General features: G+C 69.1%; 21 protein-coding genes and 1 riboswitch. Of the genes, 11 read left to right on the top strand and 10 right to left on the bottom strand.

Annotation, left to right across the window (positions count from 1 at the left end; translation table 11 throughout):
* Positions 1–10: 10 nt before the first annotated feature.
* Entirely contained in the window at positions 11–505 is a 495-nt protein-coding gene (locus tag ACFYRH_RS29580; RefSeq protein ID WP_387782193.1) for a DUF2231 domain-containing protein, read from the bottom strand.
* Between the two features lie 148 nt (positions 506–653).
* Between ACFYRH_RS29580 and hisN the strand changes: the two genes are divergently transcribed.
* Positions 654–1,433, top strand: a complete 780-nt coding sequence (gene hisN / locus ACFYRH_RS29575; RefSeq protein ID WP_387782191.1) for a histidinol-phosphatase — start codon at positions 654–656, stop codon at positions 1,431–1,433.
* On the opposite strand, the gene ACFYRH_RS29570 is transcribed toward hisN, so the two are convergent.
* Positions 1,417–2,622: an RNA polymerase sigma factor gene (locus ACFYRH_RS29570; protein ID WP_387782189.1), complete on the bottom strand. Its 1,206-nt coding sequence runs from the start codon at positions 2,620–2,622 to the stop codon at positions 1,417–1,419. The two genes, hisN and ACFYRH_RS29570, sit on opposite strands and share 17 nt — an antisense overlap.
* Positions 2,615–2,962: a YciI family protein gene (locus tag ACFYRH_RS29565; RefSeq protein WP_387782187.1), complete on the bottom strand. Its 348-nt coding sequence runs from the start codon at positions 2,960–2,962 to the stop codon at positions 2,615–2,617. The genes ACFYRH_RS29570 and ACFYRH_RS29565 overlap by 8 nt, the downstream gene beginning before the upstream one ends.
* A 119-nt stretch (positions 2,963–3,081) precedes the next feature.
* On the opposite strand from ACFYRH_RS29565, the gene ACFYRH_RS29560 reads away from it, so the two are divergent.
* Both ACFYRH_RS29560 and ACFYRH_RS29555 read left to right on the top strand, forming a co-directional pair.
* Entirely contained in the window at positions 3,082–4,383 is a 1,302-nt protein-coding gene (locus tag ACFYRH_RS29560) for a M16 family metallopeptidase (protein ID WP_387782186.1), read from the top strand.
* Positions 4,380–5,729, top strand: a complete 1,350-nt coding sequence (locus ACFYRH_RS29555; RefSeq protein WP_387782184.1) for a M16 family metallopeptidase — start codon at positions 4,380–4,382, stop codon at positions 5,727–5,729. Before ACFYRH_RS29560 ends, ACFYRH_RS29555 begins: the two co-directional genes overlap by 4 nt.
* Positions 5,730–5,772: 43 nt before the next feature.
* Here the strand turns inward: ACFYRH_RS29555 and ACFYRH_RS29550 are convergent, their stop codons facing one another.
* Positions 5,773–6,198, bottom strand: a complete 426-nt coding sequence (locus ACFYRH_RS29550) for a CBS domain-containing protein (protein ID WP_387782182.1) — start codon at positions 6,196–6,198, stop codon at positions 5,773–5,775.
* A gap of 211 nt (positions 6,199–6,409) precedes the next feature.
* A riboswitch (guanidine-I (ykkC/yxkD leader) is annotated at positions 6,410–6,520 on the top strand.
* 54 nt (positions 6,521–6,574) lie between these two features.
* Between ACFYRH_RS29550 and ACFYRH_RS29545 the strand changes: the two genes are divergently transcribed.
* From ACFYRH_RS29545 to atzF, 5 genes are read left to right on the top strand one after another with little or no spacing between them, the layout of a single operon-like run.
* Positions 6,575–8,140, top strand: coding sequence for an amino acid permease (locus ACFYRH_RS29545; RefSeq protein ID WP_387782180.1), 1,566 nt, complete (start codon positions 6,575–6,577; stop codon positions 8,138–8,140).
* Positions 8,137–8,754 (top strand): DUF1989 domain-containing protein, encoded by a 618-nt coding sequence (locus ACFYRH_RS29540; protein ID WP_387782178.1) that lies wholly within the window; start codon positions 8,137–8,139, stop codon positions 8,752–8,754. Before ACFYRH_RS29545 ends, ACFYRH_RS29540 begins: the two co-directional genes overlap by 4 nt.
* Positions 8,751–9,380 carry an urea amidolyase associated protein UAAP2 gene (locus ACFYRH_RS29535; protein WP_387782176.1) on the top strand — a complete coding sequence of 210 codons (630 nt, stop codon included), beginning with the start codon at positions 8,751–8,753 and terminating at the stop codon, positions 9,378–9,380. Before ACFYRH_RS29540 ends, ACFYRH_RS29535 begins: the two co-directional genes overlap by 4 nt.
* Before the next feature lie 2 nt (positions 9,381–9,382).
* On the top strand, positions 9,383–11,335 hold the full coding sequence (locus ACFYRH_RS29530) for a 5-oxoprolinase/urea amidolyase family protein (RefSeq protein WP_387782174.1): 1,953 nt from the start codon (positions 9,383–9,385) through the stop codon (positions 11,333–11,335).
* Positions 11,332–12,918: an allophanate hydrolase gene (gene atzF, locus ACFYRH_RS29525; protein ID WP_387782172.1), complete on the top strand. Its 1,587-nt coding sequence runs from the start codon at positions 11,332–11,334 to the stop codon at positions 12,916–12,918. Before ACFYRH_RS29530 ends, atzF begins: the two co-directional genes overlap by 4 nt.
* Here atzF and ACFYRH_RS29520 read toward each other — a convergent pair.
* The gene (locus tag ACFYRH_RS29520; protein WP_387782170.1) at positions 12,875–13,471 is read right to left on the bottom strand and encodes a hypothetical protein; all 597 of its coding nucleotides are present in this window, start codon (positions 13,469–13,471) and stop codon (positions 12,875–12,877) included. The genes atzF and ACFYRH_RS29520 overlap by 44 nt on opposite strands.
* 100 nt (positions 13,472–13,571) lie before the next feature.
* Here ACFYRH_RS29520 and ACFYRH_RS29515 point away from each other — a divergent pair, with 100 nt between their 5' ends.
* Positions 13,572–14,783: an MFS transporter gene (locus ACFYRH_RS29515; RefSeq protein WP_387782168.1), complete on the top strand. Its 1,212-nt coding sequence runs from the start codon at positions 13,572–13,574 to the stop codon at positions 14,781–14,783.
* Positions 14,780–15,457: a hypothetical protein gene (locus ACFYRH_RS29510; protein ID WP_387782167.1), complete on the top strand. Its 678-nt coding sequence runs from the start codon at positions 14,780–14,782 to the stop codon at positions 15,455–15,457. The genes ACFYRH_RS29515 and ACFYRH_RS29510 overlap by 4 nt, the downstream gene beginning before the upstream one ends.
* Here ACFYRH_RS29510 and ACFYRH_RS29505 read toward each other — a convergent pair.
* On the bottom strand, positions 15,441–16,328 hold the full coding sequence (locus ACFYRH_RS29505) for a helix-turn-helix domain-containing protein (protein WP_387782165.1): 888 nt from the start codon (positions 16,326–16,328) through the stop codon (positions 15,441–15,443). The genes ACFYRH_RS29510 and ACFYRH_RS29505 overlap by 17 nt on opposite strands.
* Positions 16,329–16,423: 95 nt before the next feature.
* Between ACFYRH_RS29505 and ACFYRH_RS29500 the strand changes: the two genes are divergently transcribed.
* Positions 16,424–17,290: a phytanoyl-CoA dioxygenase family protein gene (locus ACFYRH_RS29500; RefSeq protein WP_387782163.1), complete on the top strand. Its 867-nt coding sequence runs from the start codon at positions 16,424–16,426 to the stop codon at positions 17,288–17,290.
* A gap of 1 nt (position 17,291) precedes the next feature.
* On the opposite strand, the gene ACFYRH_RS29495 is transcribed toward ACFYRH_RS29500, so the two are convergent.
* From ACFYRH_RS29495 to ACFYRH_RS29480, 4 genes are all read right to left on the bottom strand, one after another.
* Positions 17,292–18,119, bottom strand: coding sequence for a carbohydrate ABC transporter permease (locus ACFYRH_RS29495; RefSeq protein WP_387782161.1), 828 nt, complete (start codon positions 18,117–18,119; stop codon positions 17,292–17,294).
* Positions 18,116–19,039, bottom strand: a complete 924-nt coding sequence (locus ACFYRH_RS29490) for a carbohydrate ABC transporter permease (RefSeq protein ID WP_387782159.1) — start codon at positions 19,037–19,039, stop codon at positions 18,116–18,118. The genes ACFYRH_RS29495 and ACFYRH_RS29490 overlap by 4 nt, the downstream gene beginning before the upstream one ends.
* A gap of 27 nt (positions 19,040–19,066) precedes the next feature.
* Entirely contained in the window at positions 19,067–20,467 is a 1,401-nt protein-coding gene (locus tag ACFYRH_RS29485) for an extracellular solute-binding protein (protein WP_387782157.1), read from the bottom strand.
* Positions 20,468–20,657: 190 nt separating this feature from the next.
* Complete coding sequence (locus ACFYRH_RS29480) at positions 20,658–21,641, bottom strand: hypothetical protein (protein WP_387782155.1); 984 nt, start codon at positions 21,639–21,641, stop codon at positions 20,658–20,660.
* Positions 21,642–21,695: the final 54 nt, after the last annotated feature.

Here is a 21,695-nt window from a genome sequence, read left to right as displayed (position 1 = left end):
GCCGCCAGAGCTACTTCTTGGGGAGAATGTTGCCCCAGACCGCGCGGGCGCCCGCGTCGCCGGTCCGGATGGTCTGGTAGATCAGCACGACCGCCATCACCACCACGGCCGCCGTCACGACCAACTCGAGCGGACGGCTCTTGATTGCCCGCTCACCCTTTCCGCTCGTCGGCGCGCCCGGTCCGCCGAACAGCACGAACGCGAGCACCACGAGCACCGCGAACGCCAGCGCGAACCACAGCAACAGGTTCCCGCGCGAGCGGTGCACCTGGACCAGCTGCTGCAACTGGGGGATCGCCGCAACGAACGCGTCGCCGCTCTTCTTCGCCACGAACGCGCACAGCAGCGCGCCGACGCCGAGCACGAGCGCGGGCCAGCGGAGCAGCCACCGCCACTTCGGCACCACCGCGTAGACGATCGCGGTCAGCGCGCTCACCGGCAGCACCACCACCGCGAGGTGGATCACCAGCACGTGCAGCGGCAGGTCCCCGAAGCGCTCGAACATTGACGGCCTCCCGGCGGTCGTTAAGGGCGTGACAGACACTAATGGCACGTTCAACGACTGCGTTTGGTTCAATCGTCGCCGCAACCGATCCGCAACGTTTCGCCGGACAGCCGGGGCGTTCACCGGTCGTTCAGGTTAGCCTTCCGGCATGCCTTCGCACACGGATGACCTGCGGCTCGCCCACATCCTGGCCGACGACGCGGACTCGACCACGATGGACCGCTACAAGGCGCTCGACCTGCACGTGGCCACCAAGCCCGACCTCACCCCGGTGAGCGAGTCGGACAAGAAGGTCGAGGACGTGATGCGCAAGACGCTCGCCCGGGCCCGGCCGCGGGACGCGTTCGTGGGCGAGGAGGACGGCACCACCGGCTGGGGCGTGCGCCGCTGGGTGGTCGACCCGATCGACGGCACCAAGAACTACATCCGCGGCGTCCCGGTCTGGGCGACGCTGATCAGCCTGATGATCGAGGACCAGGTCGTCGTCGGCGTGGTCTCCGCTCCCGCGCTCGGCAAGCGCTGGTGGGCGTCGTACGGCGACGGCGCCTGGACCGGCCGCGCGCTGCACTCCTCGCAGCCGTGCCGGGTCAGCGACGTGAGCAAGATCGAGGACGCCTCGCTGTCGTACGCGTCGCTCAAGGGCTGGGAGAAGCTCGGCAAGAAGAACCAGTGGGCCGACCTGATGGACTCGGTCTGGCGGACCCGCGCGTACGGCGACTTCTGGTCGTACATGCTGGTCGCCGAGGGCGCGGTCGACATCGCCGCCGAACCCGAACTGAACCTCTACGACATGGCCGCGCTGGCGATCGTCGTCGAAGAGGCCGGCGGCACGTTCACCTCGGTCGACGGCACCCCGGGCCCGAACGGCCCGAACGCGGTAGCCACCAACGGCCGCCTGCACGACGAAGTACTCAAGCGCCTCGAATGATCCTGCTCTTCAGGAACTCGGCCTCGACCGGGTTGCTGGTGAACGCCAAGGCCTCCTGGTAGGCCACCCGTGCCTCCGCGCCGCGCCCACAACGCCACAGCAGCTCGCCGCGCGTCGACGCCAGATAGGGGTACGTCGCCAACGCGGGATCGTCCGGTAGTTGTTCGAGCGCGGCCTCCGGGCCGGTCACATAGCTGAGCGCGACAACGCGATTGAGCGCGATGACCGGAGACGGCCAGCGTTCGAGCAGGACGTCGTACAGGCCGAGGATCTCGGGCCAGTCGGTGTCCTCCCAGCGCGGAGCCCCGGCATGGACAGCGGCGATCGCGGCCAGCACTCCGAACCGACCGGCCGACCCGCGCAGCGCGTCCTCCACCAGGGCCAGGCCTTCGGCGATCAGCTCCTGATCCCACAGCGAACGGTCCTGGTCCTCCATCAATACCAACCGGCCGGCGTCGCCGATGCGTGCCGCCTCCCGCGACTGCGTCAGCAGCAGCAACGCGAGCAGCCCGGCCGCCTCCGCACTGTCCGGGAGGAGCAGGCGGATCATCCGCGCCAAGTCGATCCCTCGCCGGCTCAGGTCGGTCCGGGTCAGACTGTCGCCGTCGATCGCGGTGTGGCCGGCGGTGTAGACGAGATGCACCACGTCCAGGACCGCGTCGATCCGCTCGGGTAGTTCCGGCGTCCGCGGGATCCGGTAGGCGATCCCCGACCTCGAGATCTTCTGTTTCGCGCGGGTGATGCGGGCCTGCATCGTCGCGTCCTTGACCAGGAACGCCTTCGCGATCTCCGCCGACGACAACCCGCACACCAAACGCAGAGTCAAGGCGATCTGCGCCTCCTGCGCGAGCGCCGGGTGACAACACGTGAACACCAGCCGCAACCGGTCGTCGGGGAACGTCTCGTCGGTGACGTCGCCCTCCGGGATCAGCAACGGCAGCTTGCGTCGCGCGACATCGGCCCGCCGCCGGTGCTCGAGCGCCCGCCGTGTCGCCACCGTCGTCAGCCACGCACCCGGCCGCCGCGGCACGCCCTCATCCCGCCAGTGCACCAGCGCCTTCGCATACGCGTCCTGCACGCAGTCCTCGGCCAGGTCGAGATCCGCCGCGACCCGGGCGGTCGCGGCGAGCACGGCGGCCCATTCGGACACATGGGCCGCCGCCACCGCCTCGGCTACGAGATCAGCCACCGTTGACCAGCGGACGGACCTCGACACCACCCATCGGCGACGGGACCTGCTTCGCGATCGCCAGAGCCTCGTCCAGGTCAGCCGCCTCGATGATGTAGTAGCCGCCCATCACTTCCTTGGTCTCGGCGAACACGCCGTCCGTGACGACGTACCCGCCGCTGCCGTCGGAACGGATCGAGGTCGCGGTGGTGCTCCCGTCGAGCTGCCCGCCGCCACGCACCGCCGCCGCGTTGTTCTCCACGAACGCGCGGTGGTTCTTGTGGTTCTGCTCCATCACCGACGGGTCGGCCGCGTCCCACTTCGCCTCGTCGTCGTAGATCATCACCAGGTACTTGCCCACTGCGGGTCACACCCTTTCTCGTCCTGCACCGGTTCCAGCATTCACCATCCCGATGCGCGAGCAGGCTCCGAATCGACAACCACACCGCACGAGTTTCGCGACCACGTATGGTGGCCGGTATGCCCTTGACGTACCCCATCGCGGAGCAGACGCTCGACAACGGCCTCCGGGTCGTCGTCAGCTCGGACCGCGCGGTCCCGATCGTCGCCGTCAACCTCTGGTACGACGTCGGGTCGCGCCACGAGCCGGCGGGCCTGACCGGGTTCGCGCACCTCTTCGAGCACCTGATGTTCCAGGGTTCGCGCAACGTCGCCTCCGGCCAGCACTTCAGCCTGCTCGAGACCGCCGGCGCCAGTCTGAACGCGAGCACCTTCTTCGATCGCACCAACTACTTCGAGTCGCTGCCCAGCGGCGGCCTGGACCTCGCGCTCTGGCTCGAGGCGGACCGGATGGGTTACCTGCTCGACGCCGTCAACCAGGAGAACCTGGACAACCAGCGCGACGTGGTCAAGGAAGAGAAGCGGCAGAGCTACGACAACCGCCCGTACGGCGATTCGTACGAGCGGCTCGTGAAGCTCGCGTTCCCCGAGGGCCACCCGTACGCGCACATGACGATCGGCTCGATGGCCGACCTGGACGCGGCCTCGCTGGAGGACGTGCACGCGTTCTTCCGCAAGTACTACGGGCCCAACAACGCGGTCCTGACGATCGTCGGGGACGTCACCGAGGACGACGCGTTCGACGCCGCCAAGCGGTACTTCGGCCACCTGCCCGCGATCCCCACGCCGCCGCCGGCGCCGGACGGGACGATCGGGCCGATGACCGACGTCCGGCGGGACGACGTCGAGGACGACGTACCGTCCGACCTGGTGACGATGATGTTCCGGCTGCCGGTCGACGGGACGCCTGAGCTCGACGCGGCCGGGCTCGCGCTGGACATCCTCGCCGCCGGGCAGAGCGGCCGTTTGAATCGGCGGCTGGTCCGCGACGAGCAGATCGCGCAGTCGGTGTCCGGTGGCGCGCTGCCGCTGATCGGAGGGGTGTCGTTCGGGACGCTGACCGGGATCGCGTCGGACGGCGTCGACCTGCAGAAGGTCGAGGACGCGCTGCTCGAGGAGATCGAGAAGCTGGCCGAGGAGGGCGTCACCGCCGATGAGCTGGCCACCGTGCAAGCGCAGGCCGAGCGCGACTGGCTGGAGCAGCTCGCGACATGTGCCGGCCGGGCCGACGAGATCTCGCACCACGCCTTGCTGTTCGGCGACCCCGGACGGATCAACACCCGGATCGACCAGGTGCAGGCCGTGACTGTCGAGCAGGTGCAGGCCGCCGCGCGGACCTGGATCCGCGCCGCGGGCCGCGTCCAGGTGACTTACCGCCGCAAGGACCAGACGTCCTCGGGCGAGTCGGGAGAGCAGGAATGAACCAGGTTCTGACCACCCCACCGGCCGTCGGCGCGCCGCGCCCGTGGAAGTTCCCCGAGGCGGTCACCACCCGGACCAGCGTCGGTACGCCGGTGCACGTCTTCGACCGCCCGGGCCAGTACGTCGCCACTGTCCGGGTCACGATCGCGATGCCGCTGATCGCCGAGCCGCGGGAACTCGAAGGGGTCGCGACGATCATGTCGCGCACGCTCGACGAGGGCACCGAGTTGCACTCGGCCAACGACTTCGCCGCCGCGCTCGAGCGGCACGGAGCGGCGTACGGCGTGGATGTCAGCTCGGATGCCTTGCACGTGGAGATCTCGGTGCCGGTGTCACACCTCGCGCCGGCCGTCGAGCTGCTCGCCGAGGCGATCACCAAGCCGGCCTTCAACCAGGCCGACGTCGGCCGGCACGTGACGATCCGGCTCGGTGAGATCAACCAGGAGAAGGCGAACGCGGGCTACCGGGCCCGCGAGACGTTCGCGGCGTACCTGTTCGACGCGAAGACGCGGCGGTCCCGGCCGACCGCGGGCACGCCGGACACCATCCGGCCGCTGACCAACGTCGAGGTCGCCGACTTCTACCGGAACAACATCGGCCCGGAGCGCGCGGAGATCCTCTTCGCCGGCGACGCGACCGGCGTGGACGTCGCCGGGATCATCGACGCCGCCTTCGGTACCTGGACGTCGGCGGCCGGTTCGGCGCTGGAGACCCCGGAGCCGATCTACCTGACGGGCAACCGCCTCGTGCTGGTCGACCGGCCGGGCTCGGTGCAGAGCCAGCTGCTGATCGGCGGCCGCGGCCCCGACCGGCGGGACCCGGCGTGGGGCTCGGCCGCGGTCGCCAACCACGTCGTCGGAGGCACGATCACGTCCCGCGTGGATACGGTGCTGCGCGAGGAGAAGGGATACACGTACGGGACGCGGACCAGCTTCGCGGCGCCCCGCAAGGGCGGGACGTTCAGCCTCGGTGGCGCCGTACGGACCGAGGTGACCGGCGCCGCGATCGGTGACGCGTTGCGGATCCTGCGGGAGGCCCGCGACGGGCTGACCGAGCAGGAGGTCCAGGAGGCGAAGGACAGCCTGATCCGGACGGCTCCGCTGCGTTACGAGCAGGCCGACTCGGTGGCTCAGCAGGTGGGGAGCAACATCGCGAACGGCGTACCGGTGGACTTCGCCGACACGTATCTCGCGCAGATCGCCGCGACGACCGCCGCCGACGCGACCGAGGCCTACCGGCGGTACGTCGGAACCGACGGGCTGCTCGTGGTCGTCGTAGGGGAAGCGAAGGACGTGCGCCCGCAACTCGAGGGCCTCGACCTCGGGGACCTGATCGACCTGAGCTGATCAACCTGTGCTGCGCCCGAGCCGGTCGGGCGCAGCGCACCGGTCAGCTGCTGATGTAGTTGGAGAGTTGCTCCTTCTCGAACTCGAGCTCGCCGATCCGGGACTTGACCACGTCCCCGATGCTGACCAGGCCGGCGAGGTTGCCGTCGACAACGACCGGGACGTGCCGGATCCGGCGGTCCGTCATCAGTCGCATCAGGTTGTCGATCAGGTCGTCCGGTGTGCAGGTGTGCACCTCGGCCGTCATGATCGCGCTCACCCGCACGTCTCCCGCGTCCGGCGTACCGTTCCAGAGCCGGACGATGTCGCGCTCGGAGACGATCCCGGCCACCGTCGACCCGTCCGCGCTGACCACCACCGCGCCGATGTTGCGTTCGGCCAGCAGGGCGAGCAGTTCGGTGACAGTGGCTTCTGGGGAGATGGTGACGACCTGGTTGCCCTTGCCGCGCAGTACGTCGTTGATCTTCACGGAGCCTCCTGCAGATCGAAGGACCAATACCCCAAGGTAGCGGCATTCTTCCGGTCACCCCCAGTGACAACGATGGACAGCCGGTCACAGCTGCTCTCACCCGGCAGGCCGCCTCCCGGGCGTGCTGAGAGGATTCCTTTACGTACGCGTTACGCGCCAGGACGACCGCTGAAACCGCCCCGTCCTGAACTGGACAAGACCCGCCGGGACGGCGGGGCGCCCCTAGGGTTCCGCTGCCGGCCGAGTGCCGGCAGGACTGGTCCGAGAGGGGAGGCGGTGCCGCGACGGCACCGTTCCACGGCGGGACAAAAGCCCGGGAGGCCTTGAAGGCCCCGGGCTGCTCGCGCGCATTCCGGGCCGAACATCGGAGGCCGGAATGTCAGCCACTCCTGAAACACTGACCTCACCAAGCGCCGAGGACCTGGGCCGTTTCGGTTACGCCCAGCAACTCTCGCGCCGGGTCGGCAGCTACGCGTCGTTCGCCGCCGGCTTCTCGTTCGTCTCCATCCTCACCACGGTCTTCCAGCTCTTCGGCCTGGGCTTCGGCTTCGGCGGTACGGCGTTCTTCTGGACCTGGCCCGCGGTGCTGGCCGGGCAGCTGATGGTGGCGCTGTGCTTCGCCGAGCTCGCCGCGCGGTACCCGCTGTCCGGCGCGATCTACCAATGGGCCCGGCGGCTCGGCGGCGCCGTGATCGGCTGGTTCGCGGGCTGGACGATGGTGATCGCGCAGATCATCACGCTGGCCACCGCGGCGATCGCGCTGCAGGTCGTCCTGCCCGCGGTCTGGCCGGGCTTCCAGCTGGTCGGTACCGACACCGCCCTCGCGTCGAAGGACGGCGCCGCCAACGCCGTACTGCTCGGGTGCCTGCTGCTCGCCGCGACCACGCTGCTGAACGCGACCAGCGTGCGGATCACCGCGATCGTCAACTCGGTCGGGGTCACCTGCGAGCTGGTCGGCGTCGTCCTGATCGTCGTCCTGCTGACCAGTCGCGCCGAACGCGGTCCGTCCGTCGTCCTGCACACCACCAACCTGGACAGCTCCACCGGGTACGTCGTACCGCTGCTCATCTCGGCGCTGATGGCGGCGTACGTGCTGGTCGGGTTCGACAGCGCGGGCGAGTTGTCGGAGGAGACGCACAAGCCACGGGCGACGACGCCGCGGACGATCGTCCGGGCGGTCGTCGCGTCCGGGATCGGCGGTGCGTTCCTGATCGTCGCCGCACTGATGGCGGCGCCTTCGCTGACCGACGGGAACCTCGCCACCGAGGGTCTCCCCTATGTGCTGACCAGCAGGCTCGGTACGACGGCCGGCAAGTTGCTGCTGCTCGACGTTGCCCTCGCCGTCTGCGTGTGCACGCTGGCGATCCAGACCGCCGCGGCCCGGATGATCTTCTCGATGGCCCGCGACAACGTACTGCCGGCCTCGGCGCAACTGCGCAAGGTGTCCGCGCGGACCGGGACCCCGGTGGCCGCGACCGTGGTACCCGGTGTGCTGGCCGGCGTCTGCCTGGTCGTCAACGTGGGCAACGCGGGCCTGTTCCTCGGACTGGCCAGCGTCTGCATCATGCTCCTGTACGTCGCGTACCTGATGGTCACCACACCTCTGCTCGTACGGCGGCTGACCGGACACGGACTGCCTGCCGGAACGGACGAGAACGGCCGTCCGCTCTTCTCGCTCGGCCGATTCGGCCCGGCCGTCAACATCGTCGCGGTCGCCTACGGGCTCGCGATGGCGATCAATCTCGGCTGGCCCCGCGCGGAGGTGTACGACCCGGCCGGCGCCGGCTGGTACCTGCACTACCTGCCGCTGATCGTTCTCGCCGTCGTCGCGGCCGGTGGGGTCATCGCGTACGCCGGTCAGCGCTCGGCGTACCACGCGTCCATCGGACTGTCCGTCCGAACCGCCACGCCGGTCGTCGAGGCGGAAGGAGCCGGCGCATGAGCCCCTCCCACACGCATGACGTCCCGGGCGGCGCCGCGTGGTCCGCTCCGGTCCGTGCCGGCCGCACCGTCACCCTGACCGCACTCGCCGACGGCGCGAACGCGACAGTGCTGATCATCGGAGCCGACCGCCTCGACCGGCTGAACATCCCCGACACGTTGAAGTCGCAGATGTCGGCCCGCATCAAGCCTGGCATGGTGCTGATGTCAGATCGCGGTCTGGCGCTGGCCACCGTGCTCGGGTCGAGCCTGGACTGGCACGACTGCCTCACCGGGGCTGTTCAGGACCGGTTGCTGTGGCTCGAGCTCGTCAAGCACGGTCTCGGCGAGCCGGATCTGCACGGTTGCATCAACTTCTTCAGCAAGGTCGCGGTCGCCGACGACCCGCGCGCGTCCCTCGCCTTCGTCCCGGACCACGCCCACACGGGCGACACCGTCACGCTGCGAGCCGACCAGGACCTGTTGGTGTTCGTCTCGACGGCACCGCACGCACTGTCCGATCTGGCTCCCGCGGGCGTCACGGTCCAGATCGAAACACCGGATCGGACGACCGATCCCGAACTCCGCGAAGAAGCGGTCCGGGCCCTGCGACTGACCCGGGAGCTGATCGCATGATCATCACCGAAACCAGCACCGAAACCAGCACCGGACTCGACACTGTCGTGCCTGCGGGCGACGGCGCGCTGGTGACGGTCCCGGCCGGCGGGCGGCTGCGGATCGTCGACCTGCACGGCAACCAGGCCGTGGACACGCTGTTCTACGACGCGCACGACATCGCGAACCGGTACTCCGCCTTCGACACGATCCGCGAGCAACGCGCGGTCTTCCTCAGTACCGGATCGCGGTTGCTGTCGACCAGGCTCGACGAACTCGCGGTCGTCACCGACGACACCTGCGGCCGGCACGACACCGTGGGCGGCGCCTGCTCACAGGAGAGCAACGTCATCAGGTACGGCGATTTCACGCGCCACCAGCACGCCTGCCGGCAGACCTTCCTGCGCTACGGGGCAGCGGCCGGGATCGGGCAACGCGAGCTGACGCACAACGTCAACTTCTTCATGAACGTGCCGGTGACCCCGGACGGCGGGCTGACGTTCGAGGACGGCCTGTCCGCTCCGGGCAAGTACGTCGAGATCACCGCGAGCCGTGACCTGTTGGTGCTGCTCAGCAACTGCCCGCAGGTCAACAATCCCTGCAACGGCTGGAACCCGACGCCGGTCCGGCTGCTGGGCTGGTGGTGACAATGGCCGTCATCACAGTCGTTGCCCCGGGCATCCAGACGACGGTGCAGGATCTCGGCGGGCGGCCGGGCCTGTGGGATGTCGGCGTACCGCCGTCCGGAGCGGCCGACGAACTCACGTTCGCGCTGCTCACGGCCGGCGTCGGCAACCCGGACACCGCGGCCGGACTCGAATGTGTGGTCAAGGGACCGGTCCTGAGCTGCGACGAGGACCGACTGGTCTGCGTCGGCGGCGCGGCCCGGCAGGCCACCGTCGACGGCCGGCCCGTCCGGCCCGGCCTGGTGTTCCTGCTGCCGGTCGGAGCTGTGCTGGACGTCGGGCCGATCGACGGTCCGGGGATGCGTGGCTACGTGGCGATCCAGGGCGGACTCGACGTACCGCGGGTACTAGGTAGCCGATCGACGTTCGTCCTCGGTGGCTTCGGCGGTCAGGACGGCCGGCCGCTCGCGGCCGGCGACGAGATTCCGCTCGGCCGGCGCGAGAATCTGCTCGCGCCGTTGTCGGTCGAACTGCCGGCGATCACCGGCTCGTGGCGGATGCGAGTGATCCCGGGACCGCACGGAGCGCCGGAGCACCTCACCGCCGATGGTGTCGAGGCGCTCTTCGCGACCACGTGGGCCGTCGATCACCGGTCCGACCGGACCGGCGTCAGGTTGGTCGGCCCGACCCCCGGCTGGGCCCGGACCGACGGCGGCGAGGCCGGTCTGCATCCGTCGAACGTGCACGACTCGGCCTACCCGGTCGGCGGGATCATGCTGTCCGGTGACACCCCGGTGATCGTCGGCAAGGACGGCCCGTCGCTCGGCGGGTTCGTCGTCCCCGCGGTCGTCATCGAGGCTGATCGCTGGATGCTCGGGCAGCTGCGCGCCGGCGACACCGTCGACCTGGTCCCGGTGACGCCGGCGGTGGCGACCGAGGCGATCGAGCACCGCCGTCGCTGGCTGACCGACCTACGCCAGGAACCGGCTTCGGTCCCCGTTGCGATCGGTACGCCGGAACGCCCGGAGGTCCTGTACCGGGGCGGGCGCGCCGGCACCGCACCGCCGTACACGATCCGCTGTGCGGGCGAGCGGCACCTGCTGGTCGAGGCCGGCCCGGCCGAGCTCGACCTGACCGTCCGGGTCTGGATCCATCTGCTGGCACAGGCCCTGCGCGACGACCGGCCGGCCGGTGTCACGGAGATCGTCGAAGGCGTGCGGTCCCTGCTGGTCGCGATCGACTCGTCCCGGATCGCACTGACCGGGCTCGTCGAGCGGCTCGCGTTCCTGGCCGCGGGCGTGGGTGATCCCGAGACCGTGGTGCTGCCGGCCAGGGAGGTGGTGTTGCCGATCGCGTTCGACCACCCGGAGGCGCACGAGGCGATGCGCCGGTACGCGACCTCGGTGCGGCCGGACGCGCCGTGGTGCCCGGACAACGTCGAGTTCATCCGCCGCGTCAACGACCTCGGTACCCGGAACGAGGTCTTCGACATCGTCGAGGCCGCGACCTACCTGGTGGTCGGCCTCGGCGACGTCTACCTCGGTGCGCCGGTCGCGGTGCCGATCGACCCGCGGCACCGGCTGGTCACCACGAAGTACAACCCGGCCCGGACCTGGACGCCGCAGAACGCGGTCGGGATCGGCGGGATCTACCTGTGCGTGTACGGGATGGAAGGACCGGGCGGGTACCAGCTGGTCGGGCGGACGGTCCCAGTCTGGCGGCTGTCCCCCGCTGACGCGCGGCCGTGGCTGCTACGGCAGTTCGACCTGATCAGGTTCACGCCCGTGACCGCGGAGCAGCTCGCCCACGAGCGGGCCGAGATCGCCGCCGGACGGGCGGATCTGAAGACCACTCCGGCGACGTTCTCGATCGCCGACGTACGCCGGATCGAGCAGGAGGCACCTGTGGAGATTGCGACTGTGCGCGCCAGACGCCGCGCCGCGTTCGAGGCCGAGCGGGCCCGGTGGGGCGCATGAACAACGAGTGGATCACCCGGGTCGATCCGGTCGCGCCGCTACCCGGACCGCTGCACGGGCTACGGATGGCCCTCAAGGACAACATCGATCTCGCGGGCGTGCCGACGACGGCCGGCGATCCGCGGAACTCACGGCCCGCGGAGCAGAACGCCTTCGTCGTCGACCGGTTGATCGCGGCCGGCGCCGTACCGCTCGGGAAGACCAATCTGGATCAGTACGCGACCGGCCTGGTCGGCACCCGGTCGCCGTACGGGGCCTGCCATTCGGTCTTCTCCGAAGTGCACGTCTCGGGTGGATCGAGCTCGGGCAGTGCCGTCGCGGTGGCGAGTGGGCAGGTCGACTTCGCCCTTGGCACCGACACGGCCGGGAGCGGGCGGGTCCCCGCGGCGTTCAACCGGCTCGTCGGCATCAAACCGAGTCGTGGGCTGGTGTCGGCGCGCGGCGTCGTCCCGGCCTGCCGGTCGCTCGACTGCGTGACCGTGATGGCCCGGACGGTGGCGACCGCACGGGCGGCGTACGACGTGATGGTCGCGTACGACCCGGATGACGCCTGGTCGCGGTCCATGTCCTTGCAGCGTTCGGGTCGTGGCGCCGTGATCGGCGTACCGGACATGGATCTGGGGCTGGAGCCTCAGCACGAGAAGGCCTGGCAGGAGACGCTCGCCGAGGCGCATCGACTCGGTGACGTGGTCAAAGTCGACATCCGGCCGCTGCTCGAGGTTGCCGAGCTGCTGTACTCCGGGCCGTGGCTGGCCGAACGCTGGCTGGCCTTCGGGGACAAGCTCGACGACTCCCCCGCGGTCGACCCGACCGTCAGGACGATCGTGCACGGCGGGGCTGCGCTGACGGCGTCCGCCGCATTCGCCGGATTCGACCGGCTCGCGACGCTGCGGCGGGCCAGTGAGCAGCTGTGGACGCAGCTCGATGCACTGCTCCTGCCGGTGACGCCTGAGCATCCCACGCTGGCGGACGTCGCGGCGGACCCGATCGGTGTGAACAGCCGGCTCGGTCGGTTCACGAACATGGTCAACCTGCTCGACCTGTGCGCGGTCGCGTTCCCCGGAGCGGACCGGGCCGACGGGCTGCCCTTCGGCATCCAGCTCCTCGCGCCGGCCGGTCATGACCTCGAGCTCATCGACCTGGCCGCGGTCTGGCGTGGCGAATCCGTCCCACCGGCTGCCGTGGACAATACGGCGGACACCGATGTCCTACTGGCGGTTGCCGGCGCTCATCTCTCCGGTCAGCCGCTCAACCACCAGTTGGTGGCGCGTGGAGCCCGGTTCGCCTTCCCGGCCCGCACCGGACCGGCGTACCGGATGTTCCTGGTCGACGGCCCACGCCCCGGCCTCACCCGCACCTTGACCGGCGCGGACGGTCCCGGCATCGAGGTGGAGGTCTGGAGCCTGCCCGCGGCCGAGCTCGGCGGGTTCGCGGCCACCATCGCTCCGCCACTCGCGATCGGCCCGCTGGACCTGTCCGACGGCCGCCAGGTCCTCGGCTTCGTCTGCACCGCCGACGCCGCCGACCCCACCCAAGACATCACAGCCTCCGGCAGCTGGCGCACATACCTCTCCGGCCACTGACAGCCCGGCGGAGCGAGCGCACCGACCAGGACAGGGTCAGCAAACCGAGCACGAGAGTGACGACGGCCGGGCCGGCCACGAGTACGGGCTGTTCCGGCGCGTCCCCGGGGTCGGTCAGGTCGGGAGCGGTCCGGTACAGGACGAGATAGAGCGCGGCGCACCCGGCCATCACGCCTCCGGTCAGTACGCCGGAAACAGGTCCGACGCCGTCGTCCGGGATCCGTCCGCCGCGGGCCAGAGCTGCGATCGCGACGGCCGCGAGGCCGGGCCCGGCGACCAGGAGCAACGACGCGGTCTGCTCGATCCAGGCGCGTGGCTTGCCGAGGTCCGAGAGCGCACCCACCAGGTAGTACGTCAGCACGGTGCACAGCCCCACAACCACCACGACCAGGCCCTGCCGTAGCGCGGTGCGATCGAGGCGGATCCGGTCGAGCGCGAACGCCAGCAGCGCGAGCGGGATCATCAGCAACGGCCACGCCGCCAGGAGGTCCGCGGCCCACTGCAGGTTGTCCACGGCGAAGGTCGGCAGGTCGTTGAGCCACCGTCGCGTCATGGCCGAACTCTGTCAGCGCATCGGGTCGTTCAGACCCGGCCGCGCTCGGTGCCGAACCTGCCGGCGGGTAGGATCCCCGGGTTTGCTAAGGGGGCTTGGGGTGGGGTTTCGGCAGGACGTGGCCGTACTGCGGCATCGGGACGTGCGGGTGTTCCTGTCCGCGCGGTTCATCTCGATTCTCGGGTCTGCGATCGCGCCGGTGGCGTTGGTGTTCGCGGTGCTGGACGTGTCCGACTCGGCGAGTGCGGTCGGGACCGTGCTCGCGGCGCGGAGTATCCCGAACATCGTGTTCCTGCTGATCGGTGGCGTGATCGCCGACCGGCTCCCCCGGCACCTGGTGCTGGTCGTGGCGAACACGGTCAGTGGCCTCACCCAGGGCCTGGCCGCCGCGCTCGTGCTCTCCGGCCACGCGACCATCTGGCAGCTGGCGTCGATCGAAGCGGTGAACGGCATCGCCGCCGCGTTCGTGATGCCCGCCATGACCGGGATCCTGCCGGCGCTCGTGGACCGGGCCGAGCTTCCGCAGGCGAACGCGCTCGCCGGGTTCGCGCGCTCGGCCGCGATGATCGGCGGCGGCGCGGTCGCCGGTGTGATCGTCGGGCTGACCGGTCCGGGGATCGGGCTCGCGGTCGACGGGGTGACGTTCCTGATCGGCGCGGTGCTGCTGTCCCGGTTGCGGATGCCGCGGATCACCCGCGCGGCCGGCTCGGTGCTGACCGATCTGCGGGACGGCTGGAGCGAGTTCGTGTCCCGCCAGTGGGTCTGGGTGATCGTGCTGGCGTTCGCGTTGCTGAACCTGATCTACACGGCGTGCTTCCAGACCCTCGGCCCGGTGATCGCCGACCGGACGTTCGGCCGCGCCGGCTGGGGTGTGGTGAGCGCCTGCTTCGGCGCCGGTCTCGTTGCCAGCGGCATCATCATGCTGCGACTCAAACCACGCCACCCGCTGCGCACCGGGATGGTCGGCATGCTGCTCACGGTGCCGGTGATGCTGTGTCTGGCGCTGTTCCCGTACACCTGGGCGATGGCGATCGCGGCGTTCGTCCTCGGCGTCGGCTTCGACATCTTCGGGATCAGCTGGGAGACCGCGCTCGGCCAGCACGTCCCGATCGACAAGCTGTCCCGCGTGGCGTCGTACGACATGCTCGGCTCGTTCATCGCGGGGCCCGCCGGTCAGCTGACCGTCGGGTACGTCGCCGCGCTGGCCGGCGTCAAGGCGGTCGAACTGTACGGCGCCGCACTGTTCGTCCTGATCACCGTCATCACGCTCGTGGTTCCATCGGTGTGGAACCTGCGTAGGGTAGATCTGTGAGTTCTATTGTTCCGGGGCCGAAGCAGAAGCTCGAGCAGGACATCACCGCGGCGCGCGTCGGCGGCAAGGGGCTGGACGCGCGTGATCTCAGTCCGTCCGCACCCCCGCAGGAGGACCTGCAAGGGCTCGACGACTGGCCCGAGACGCTGCGGGCGACCGTCGAGGCCGAGCACGCCCGCGTGACCGCCTTGGCGAGCAACCGGCGCAAGACCGCCGACGGCATCGTCCCCGAGGAGGTCCGCGGACTCGACGGACTCCTCGACCAGGTCGCCGGCCGTCTGCACGCCGAGAAGCCGCCGCTGTTCGGCAAGCCCTCGGCGAGCCAGTCCGACGACCTGGATGATCTCGCCGAACGCCTCGGGATCCCCGACGACGCGCTGACCGTCCCCGGGCGCGGCGAACACCGTACGGCGCTCCGCACGATCAAGCAGCTCCGCTCGCAACTCAAAGAGCTCGAGACCGCCAACGACCACTCGAAGCTCACCCGCGTGGCGACCTTCGTGGTCCGCCTCGCCCTGATCACCGAGTGTGCCCCAGCGTCAACGGCGACCCTGGCGCCGATCGCCCTGGACCGCTACGCAAAGTCCCTACCGGACTACCAGTGGACCTTGACCTTCGACCAGAAACTCACCTTCTGGAAGCAAACCCACGAGAGGCTCACAACGGCGGAGTGACACGCTGGGCGAACTCCAGCAACCGGCCGTGACGCAGCAACGGCGCATCGAGATCGACCGAGTCTCCGGCCAGCCGAAAGGCGGACGGAGACACGCGGTACACGTCACGTAGCCGGTGCGACAGGTGGAACTGATCACTGAAGCCACACGACCGGGCAATCGCCACGAGCGCTAGATCGCTGCGGACCAACGCCGTCGCCGCACGCCTGAGCCTGATCAGCAGCAGGCCTCGCGAGGGACCACATCCGAACTCCTGCGAGAACACCCTCGACAGGTAACCCACCGACACACCAACAGCCGGCGCCGCGGCCCGCAGCGGAACGACGTCCGAGTGACCGGATCCCCAGCGCGTCACGACGTACTCGGCGAGAGCGTCGACGAGCGGGTTGAACGGCCGGCCGGTCGTCAGTTGCGGCCCGTTCACCATCAGGTCGAGGACCAGTCGGGCGAGGAGCGGCACCCGCTGCCGGGACGCTTCGGTGCCGGCCAGCGCGATCGCGCTCAAATGGTCGACAGTGGCCGCGAGCAGCGGTGACCCGGCCAGTGGAACGGTGAGCGGCCAGGCGAGTCGATCGGGGTGCAACTCGTCCAGGCTGAAGTGGAGATACGCATGCTTGGTCGTTGTCGTGGCCGACCAGCGGAAGCCGTCGACCATGCCGGCTTGTGCGAGGCACAGCACCCCCGGGCTCAAGGCGAACTCCTGCGGTCCCTCACCACGCAGGTCGTTGTCGATCCGCCACGTGGCCGTACCTTCGAGCAACCACACCAGTTCGTTGTCGCGAAGTTCGCGTGGACCGTACGTCGAGCCCGGCAGGTACTCCACCACGCTCACCGGAGTGACGGTCGCCAACTCGCTCGCCAGGAGGGTCACGTTCAGACATTAACGGGCCCGAACGGAGCATGGTGACCGACACCAACCGCGCGGCATGCTGTCGGCAGATCCCCGGAGCCAACGGAGGTAGCCCGATGACCATCGACGTACAGCCCGTCGAGACCCGCGCGGATTATCAGCGCGACGGCTTCGTGATTCTGCCTGATGCGCTCACGCCGGACGAGGTTCGTGCGCTCAACGACGACGCCGTACGGCTCTGTCGGGGCGAGCACGGCGCGATCGACTCCGACGTCGTCCGGACGTTCGACGGTGTGTCCGACGAGGATGTACTGCGGAGCTTCCTGTGTATCCATCAACCGCACAAGATCTCCCCGGTCGCGTTGAACGCGCTGCACCATCCGCGGATCGTCGACACCCTGACGACGGTGATCGGGCCGAACGTCAAGGCGATGCAGTCGATGCTGTTCGTGAAGAGCGAGGGACGTCCCGGACAGGCGTGGCACCAGGACGAGTACTTCATCCCCACCCGGGACCGTTCGCTGACCGGTGTGTGGATCGCGCTCGACGACGCGACGGTCGAGAACGGCTGCCTGTGGGTCCTGCCCGGGTCGCACCGGGCAGGCATCCTCTACCCGGCGCGTGAGCAGGACGACCCGCAGTTCGACTGCACCACCGAGGCGTTCGACTTCCCGTACGCCGACGCGGACGCCGTACCGGTCGAGCTGAAGGCCGGGTCCGCGCTGATCTTCAACGGGTACCTCCTGCACCGCTCGTTGCGGAACTCCGGCAAGCACGGCCTGCGTCGCGCCCTCGCCAACCACTACATGAGCGCGGAGTCCCTGCTCCCCTGGCGGCGCCCGGCCGACGACGAGCACATGGCGATCGCGGACTACCGCGATGTCGTGCTGGTCGCCGGCCGGGATCCCTATGCCTACAAGGGCCTGCAAGACCTTGCCGTTCCGCACACGCGTCCGGACAAGGACGGCGGCTGCGGACGCTGAGTCAGCCCTTGATGGCACCACCGAGCGCGAACGCGCCGCCGAGCTTGCGGCTCAGCAACAGGTACAGCAGCAGAACCGGCGTGGTGTAGATCAGCGAGTACGCCGCCAACTGTCCGTAGTTCGGCTCGCCGTACTGACCGAAGAACGTGAAGATGCTGACCGACGCCGGCAGCCGCTCCGGGGAGAGCAGCAGCATGAACGGGACGAAGAAGTTCCCCCACATGCCGATGAAGGTGAAGATCAGCACGACCGCGATCCCGGGCCACATCAATGGCAACACGATCGCCCGCAGCGCCCGCATGTTGCCGGCGCCGTCGACCCAGGCCGCCTCCTCCAGCGAGATCGGTACGCCGTCCATGAACGTCTTCGTCAGCCAGATCGCGAACGGCAGCGCACTGGTCGCCATGAACATGATCGTGCCGCCGATCGTGTCGACCAGGTTCAGCTGCACGAACAACCCGTACACCGGAACCATCACCGCGGTGATCGGCAACCCGGTGCAGAACAGCACGGTCAGCAGGAACGGCCGGTTGAACCGCGTCCGGAACCGCGACAGCGGGTACGCCGCGAGCACCGCGCACACCATCGTCAGCAGCGCGGCGCCACCGCACAAAATGATCCCGTTGAAGACGGGCCGGTACGTCGTGTCGGTGTTCAGCACCGCCTTGAAGTTCCCGAGCGTCGGATGCGTCGGAAACTCGACCCGCAATCCAGCGGTCCGATTGATCGACGCGAACAGCACCCACAACAAAGGCAGAACGAACAGGATGCCGATCGCGAGCAGCACCAGGTTCGACGCCAACTTGCTCATTCGGTCCCGGGGAATCATGCTGCCTCCGTGTTCAGGCCGCGCAGGTAGATCAGCGAGAAGATCGCGCCGATCGCCAGCATCACCAGCGCGATCGCCGTACCGTAGCCGATCTGGGAGAAGCTGAACGCCTGCTCGTACATGTACAGCGGCAACGTCTGACTCTTGGTCCCCGGGCCGCCCCGGGTCATCGCGTAGATCAGGCCGAAAACGCTCAGCGTCTGCAGCGTGATCAGCATCAGGTTGGTCATGATCGCGCGGGTGATCATCGGCACCGTCACGAACAGCAGTCGCCGCCAGCCGCCGGCGCCGTCCATCTCGGCGGACTCCTCGATCTCCTTGGGGATCTCGCTGAGCGCCGCGGAGTACACCAGCATCGAGAACGCCGTACCGCGCCAGATGTTGGCCAGCGACACCGCGATGATCGGTGCCCCGTACAACCAGTCCTGACCGGGCAGGCCGACCGCGTGCAGCATCACGTTCAGCGTGCCGTCGTCGTTGAAGAACGCGCTCAGCAGGTACGCCGCGACGACCTCGGGCAGCACCCACGCGCCGATCACCGCGGTGCCGACGAAGTTGCGCACGACCTTGGTGGACTTCCGCATCAGCAGCGCGAGCCCAAGCCCGAGGGTGTTCTGCCCGATGATCGCGGAGATCAGCGTGAACACCAGCGTCAGCCAGATCGCGTTCGTGAACGCGCCGCTGCTGAACGCCTTGCGGAAGTTCTCCAGCCCGACGAACTGCACGTTCGCCGCGCCGTTGCCGGTGAGCGCCATGTTCGTGAACGCGGCGTACACGCAGTAGATGATCGGGCCGGCCAGGAAGACCAGCATGAGTCCGATGGCCGGCGACAGCGGCAGCATCCGGACGAGTTTGGCCCCCCGCGGCCGCTTGCTGGGGCTTCCAGCAGCGGCCGCGGCGGTAGCGACAGTGGTCGTCACAGGGGAGATTCCTCCGTCAGGCCCGGTCTACTGCCCGGTGCTCTGCGTCGTCGTCTTGTCCTTGCCGCCGACGACTCCTTCGACGGCCTGGTCGTAGTTCTTCGCGGCGTCGTCCGGCGAGGACTGCTTGGTCATCACCGACTCCATCGCCGTGATGATCTCGTTGGAGACCTTCGGGTACTCCGGCAGCGCCGGCCGGTAGACCGTCACCGACACCAGGTCGGTGAAGAACTTGGTGCTCGCCGAGGAGGCCTTGTAGGCCGCGTCCGAGGCGACGTCCTTCCGGACGGCGATCTGCGCGCCGTCGGTGGCGTACTTCGCCGCGTTCTTCTGGGTCTGCAGCGTCTTGATGAAGTCCCAGGCCGCGTCCGGGTTCTTCGACTTCGCCGGGATCGCCCAGGTCCAGCCGCCCGAGAGGCTGACCTTGCCCTTGCCGCTGCCGTCCTGGGTCGGCATCGCGGTCTGGCCGAGCACCTGGCTCCACTGCGGCCACGGCTTGGCGCCGGACTTCAGCCAGTTGTTGTAGATCCAGGAGCCGTCCAGGTCGATCGCGAGCTTGCCCTGCGGCAGCAGTTCGGTGCCGACCTTGCTCCCCATGTTCGGGCTCAGCGCGTCCTTCGGCGACGGGGCCAGGCCCTCGTCGAAGACGGTCTTGACGAAGTTCAGCGAGTCCTTGAAGCCCTGGCTGCCCACGACCCACTTCTTCTGGTCGTAGTTGTACAGGGTGTCCTTGGTGCCGTAGAGCAGCATCTCGAAGCCCTGCATGGCCGAGGCCTCACCCATCGGCTTGCCCGAGTACATGTTGAACGGGATGACGCCGGGGACCTTCTGCTTGATCGTGCGCGCCGCGCTGAGCACGTCGTCCCACGACTTCGGCTGCCAGTCGGCGGGTAGGCCGGCCTTCGCGAAGATCTGGCGGTTATACCAGAGCGCCCGAGTGTCGGTGCCGTCCGGAACGCCGTACGTCTTGCCATCCTGGCCGCGCGCCGCACCCTTGGCGGTGTCCTCGAACTGGCTCCACTGGTCCCACTTGCCGACATAGTCGTCGAGCGGCTTCAGGTACCCCGCGGTGATGTCGGAGTTGATCAGGAAGGTGTCCTCGTAGACGATGTCCGGCGCCGTGTTCGGCGACCGCATCATCAGCTGGATCTTGGTGTAGTAGTCGTTCTCGCTGGCCACCACCGGAACGATCTCGACCTGGGATCCCGGGTGCGCGGCTTCGTACTCCGCCTTGACGCCGGTCAGGAACGTCTTCATGACGACGCCCGGACCCCACTGCTGGTACGCGATCTTGATGTGCGCGGGGCCGGAGCTCTGCGCACTGCCGGCGTCCGGCGTCTTGGTCGTCGAGCCCTGGCTACAGGCCGAGACCGCCAGCAGCAGCGCGCCGATGGCCGCTGCCGCCTTGAAACGTTTCCTAGTCACCATCAGGTCCACCTTCGGGCAATCGTTGTCATGCCGGTACCACGACCCAAACCCTGCGGGGTTTCCCGCGACGGTAGGAGTCCTCGACGACCGAAGTCAATGCTTGACAGACAACGTTGTCGCCGCGGTCACGCACGAACGCGGTGACCGGAACGTAACGATCCGGTCACCGCGTTGTCATAGCCTCACTTTGTCAGGCTGCGACGGCTGTGGCCTGATGGCGAGCCGGTTCGGCGCGTCCCCGGGTGCGTAGTGCGCCGAGCGCACACAGGAGCAGGCCGGCGACCAGCCAGCAGCTCAGGACGACGAGTGGTCGCGCCGCGCCCGCGCCATCGAAGAAGCTCACCGAGCGCAACGCCGTACCGGCCGCTCCCGGGGGCAGGAACTGACCGAGTGCGCTCCAGCCGTTCGGCAGCATCTCCGGTGCGCTCGTCATCCCGGACAACGGGTTGCCGAGCAGCATCATCACCGCGCCGCCGAGCGCGAGTCCCGCCGTACCGAGCAGCCACTCGAGGCCGAGCAGGGTCAGGCTGATCGCCGCGATCGACATCGCGATCACCCCCGAGTTACCGAGGTAGCTGCCCTCGAACGAGCCGAGCCAGTACTGCAGTACGGCGGCCAGCGCCAGCCCGCCCGTGACGGCGAAGGTGATCGCGCCGATCATCCGCCGCGAGCCGGACCGCACCAGTTGGGTCAGCGCACCGGCCGCGATGATCCCGCCGAGCACGAGCGGCAGCGCACCCGCGGCCAGTCCCGCACCCCGCGGATCGTCCGTGGGCAGCGGTACGACGTCGGTGACCTTCGCCGGGTTCTCGGGCGAGATCTTGGTCGCCAACTGGGTCAGGATCTGCGCGACCGCGGGCCCGCCGGCCGACGCGGTCAGCACCTCGGGCCGCGTGGCGTCGAGCACGATCGCGCCGTACGCATCCCGGTCCTTGATCCGCTGCACCGCCGCCTGCCGATCGGGTACGGCGGTGATCTCGAAGCCACCGGGCATCGCCTGCTCGAGCCCGGCCTGGACCTGTTCGACCGCGGGCGCCGGGCCGGACACCGCGAGCGGGACGTCCCGCGGCTCGGAGCGGGCGGCCGGCCAGGCGAACGCGATCAGCATCACGGTGAGGACCGCGGTCAGCAGCACGATCACGGCCACCAGCGGCGGCCGGCGACGTTCGGTCATGACATAACTCCTTAGCGCACCGAAACCGAATGTTCGTTCTTTATTCGGTTCGAG

Source organism: Kribbella sp. NPDC004875, from assembly GCF_042873375.1.
Lineage (GTDB): Bacteria > Actinomycetota > Actinomycetes > Propionibacteriales > Kribbellaceae > Kribbella.
This window is presented reverse-complemented; position numbering and strand designations above follow the sequence as displayed.

Coding starts and splice junctions, on each gene's coding strand:
- ACFYRH_RS29580 (WP_387782193.1), bottom strand. CDS start 505: ATGTTCGAGCGCTTCGGGGACCTGCCGCTGCACGTGCTGGTGATCCAC.
- hisN (WP_387782191.1), top strand. CDS start 654: ATGCCTTCGCACACGGATGACCTGCGGCTCGCCCACATCCTGGCCGAC.
- ACFYRH_RS29560 (WP_387782186.1), top strand. CDS start 3,082: ATGCCCTTGACGTACCCCATCGCGGAGCAGACGCTCGACAACGGCCTC.
- ACFYRH_RS29555 (WP_387782184.1), top strand. CDS start 4,380: ATGAACCAGGTTCTGACCACCCCACCGGCCGTCGGCGCGCCGCGCCCG.
- ACFYRH_RS29545 (WP_387782180.1), top strand. CDS start 6,575: ATGTCAGCCACTCCTGAAACACTGACCTCACCAAGCGCCGAGGACCTG.
- ACFYRH_RS29540 (WP_387782178.1), top strand. CDS start 8,137: ATGAGCCCCTCCCACACGCATGACGTCCCGGGCGGCGCCGCGTGGTCC.
- ACFYRH_RS29535 (WP_387782176.1), top strand. CDS start 8,751: ATGATCATCACCGAAACCAGCACCGAAACCAGCACCGGACTCGACACT.
- ACFYRH_RS29530 (WP_387782174.1), top strand. CDS start 9,383: ATGGCCGTCATCACAGTCGTTGCCCCGGGCATCCAGACGACGGTGCAG.
- atzF (WP_387782172.1), top strand. CDS start 11,332: ATGAACAACGAGTGGATCACCCGGGTCGATCCGGTCGCGCCGCTACCC.
- ACFYRH_RS29520 (WP_387782170.1), bottom strand. CDS start 13,471: ATGACGCGACGGTGGCTCAACGACCTGCCGACCTTCGCCGTGGACAAC.
- ACFYRH_RS29500 (WP_387782163.1), top strand. CDS start 16,424: ATGACCATCGACGTACAGCCCGTCGAGACCCGCGCGGATTATCAGCGC.
- ACFYRH_RS29495 (WP_387782161.1), bottom strand. CDS start 18,119: ATGATTCCCCGGGACCGAATGAGCAAGTTGGCGTCGAACCTGGTGCTG.
- ACFYRH_RS29485 (WP_387782157.1), bottom strand. CDS start 20,467: ATGGTGACTAGGAAACGTTTCAAGGCGGCAGCGGCCATCGGCGCGCTG.
- ACFYRH_RS29480 (WP_387782155.1), bottom strand. CDS start 21,641: ATGACCGAACGTCGCCGGCCGCCGCTGGTGGCCGTGATCGTGCTGCTG.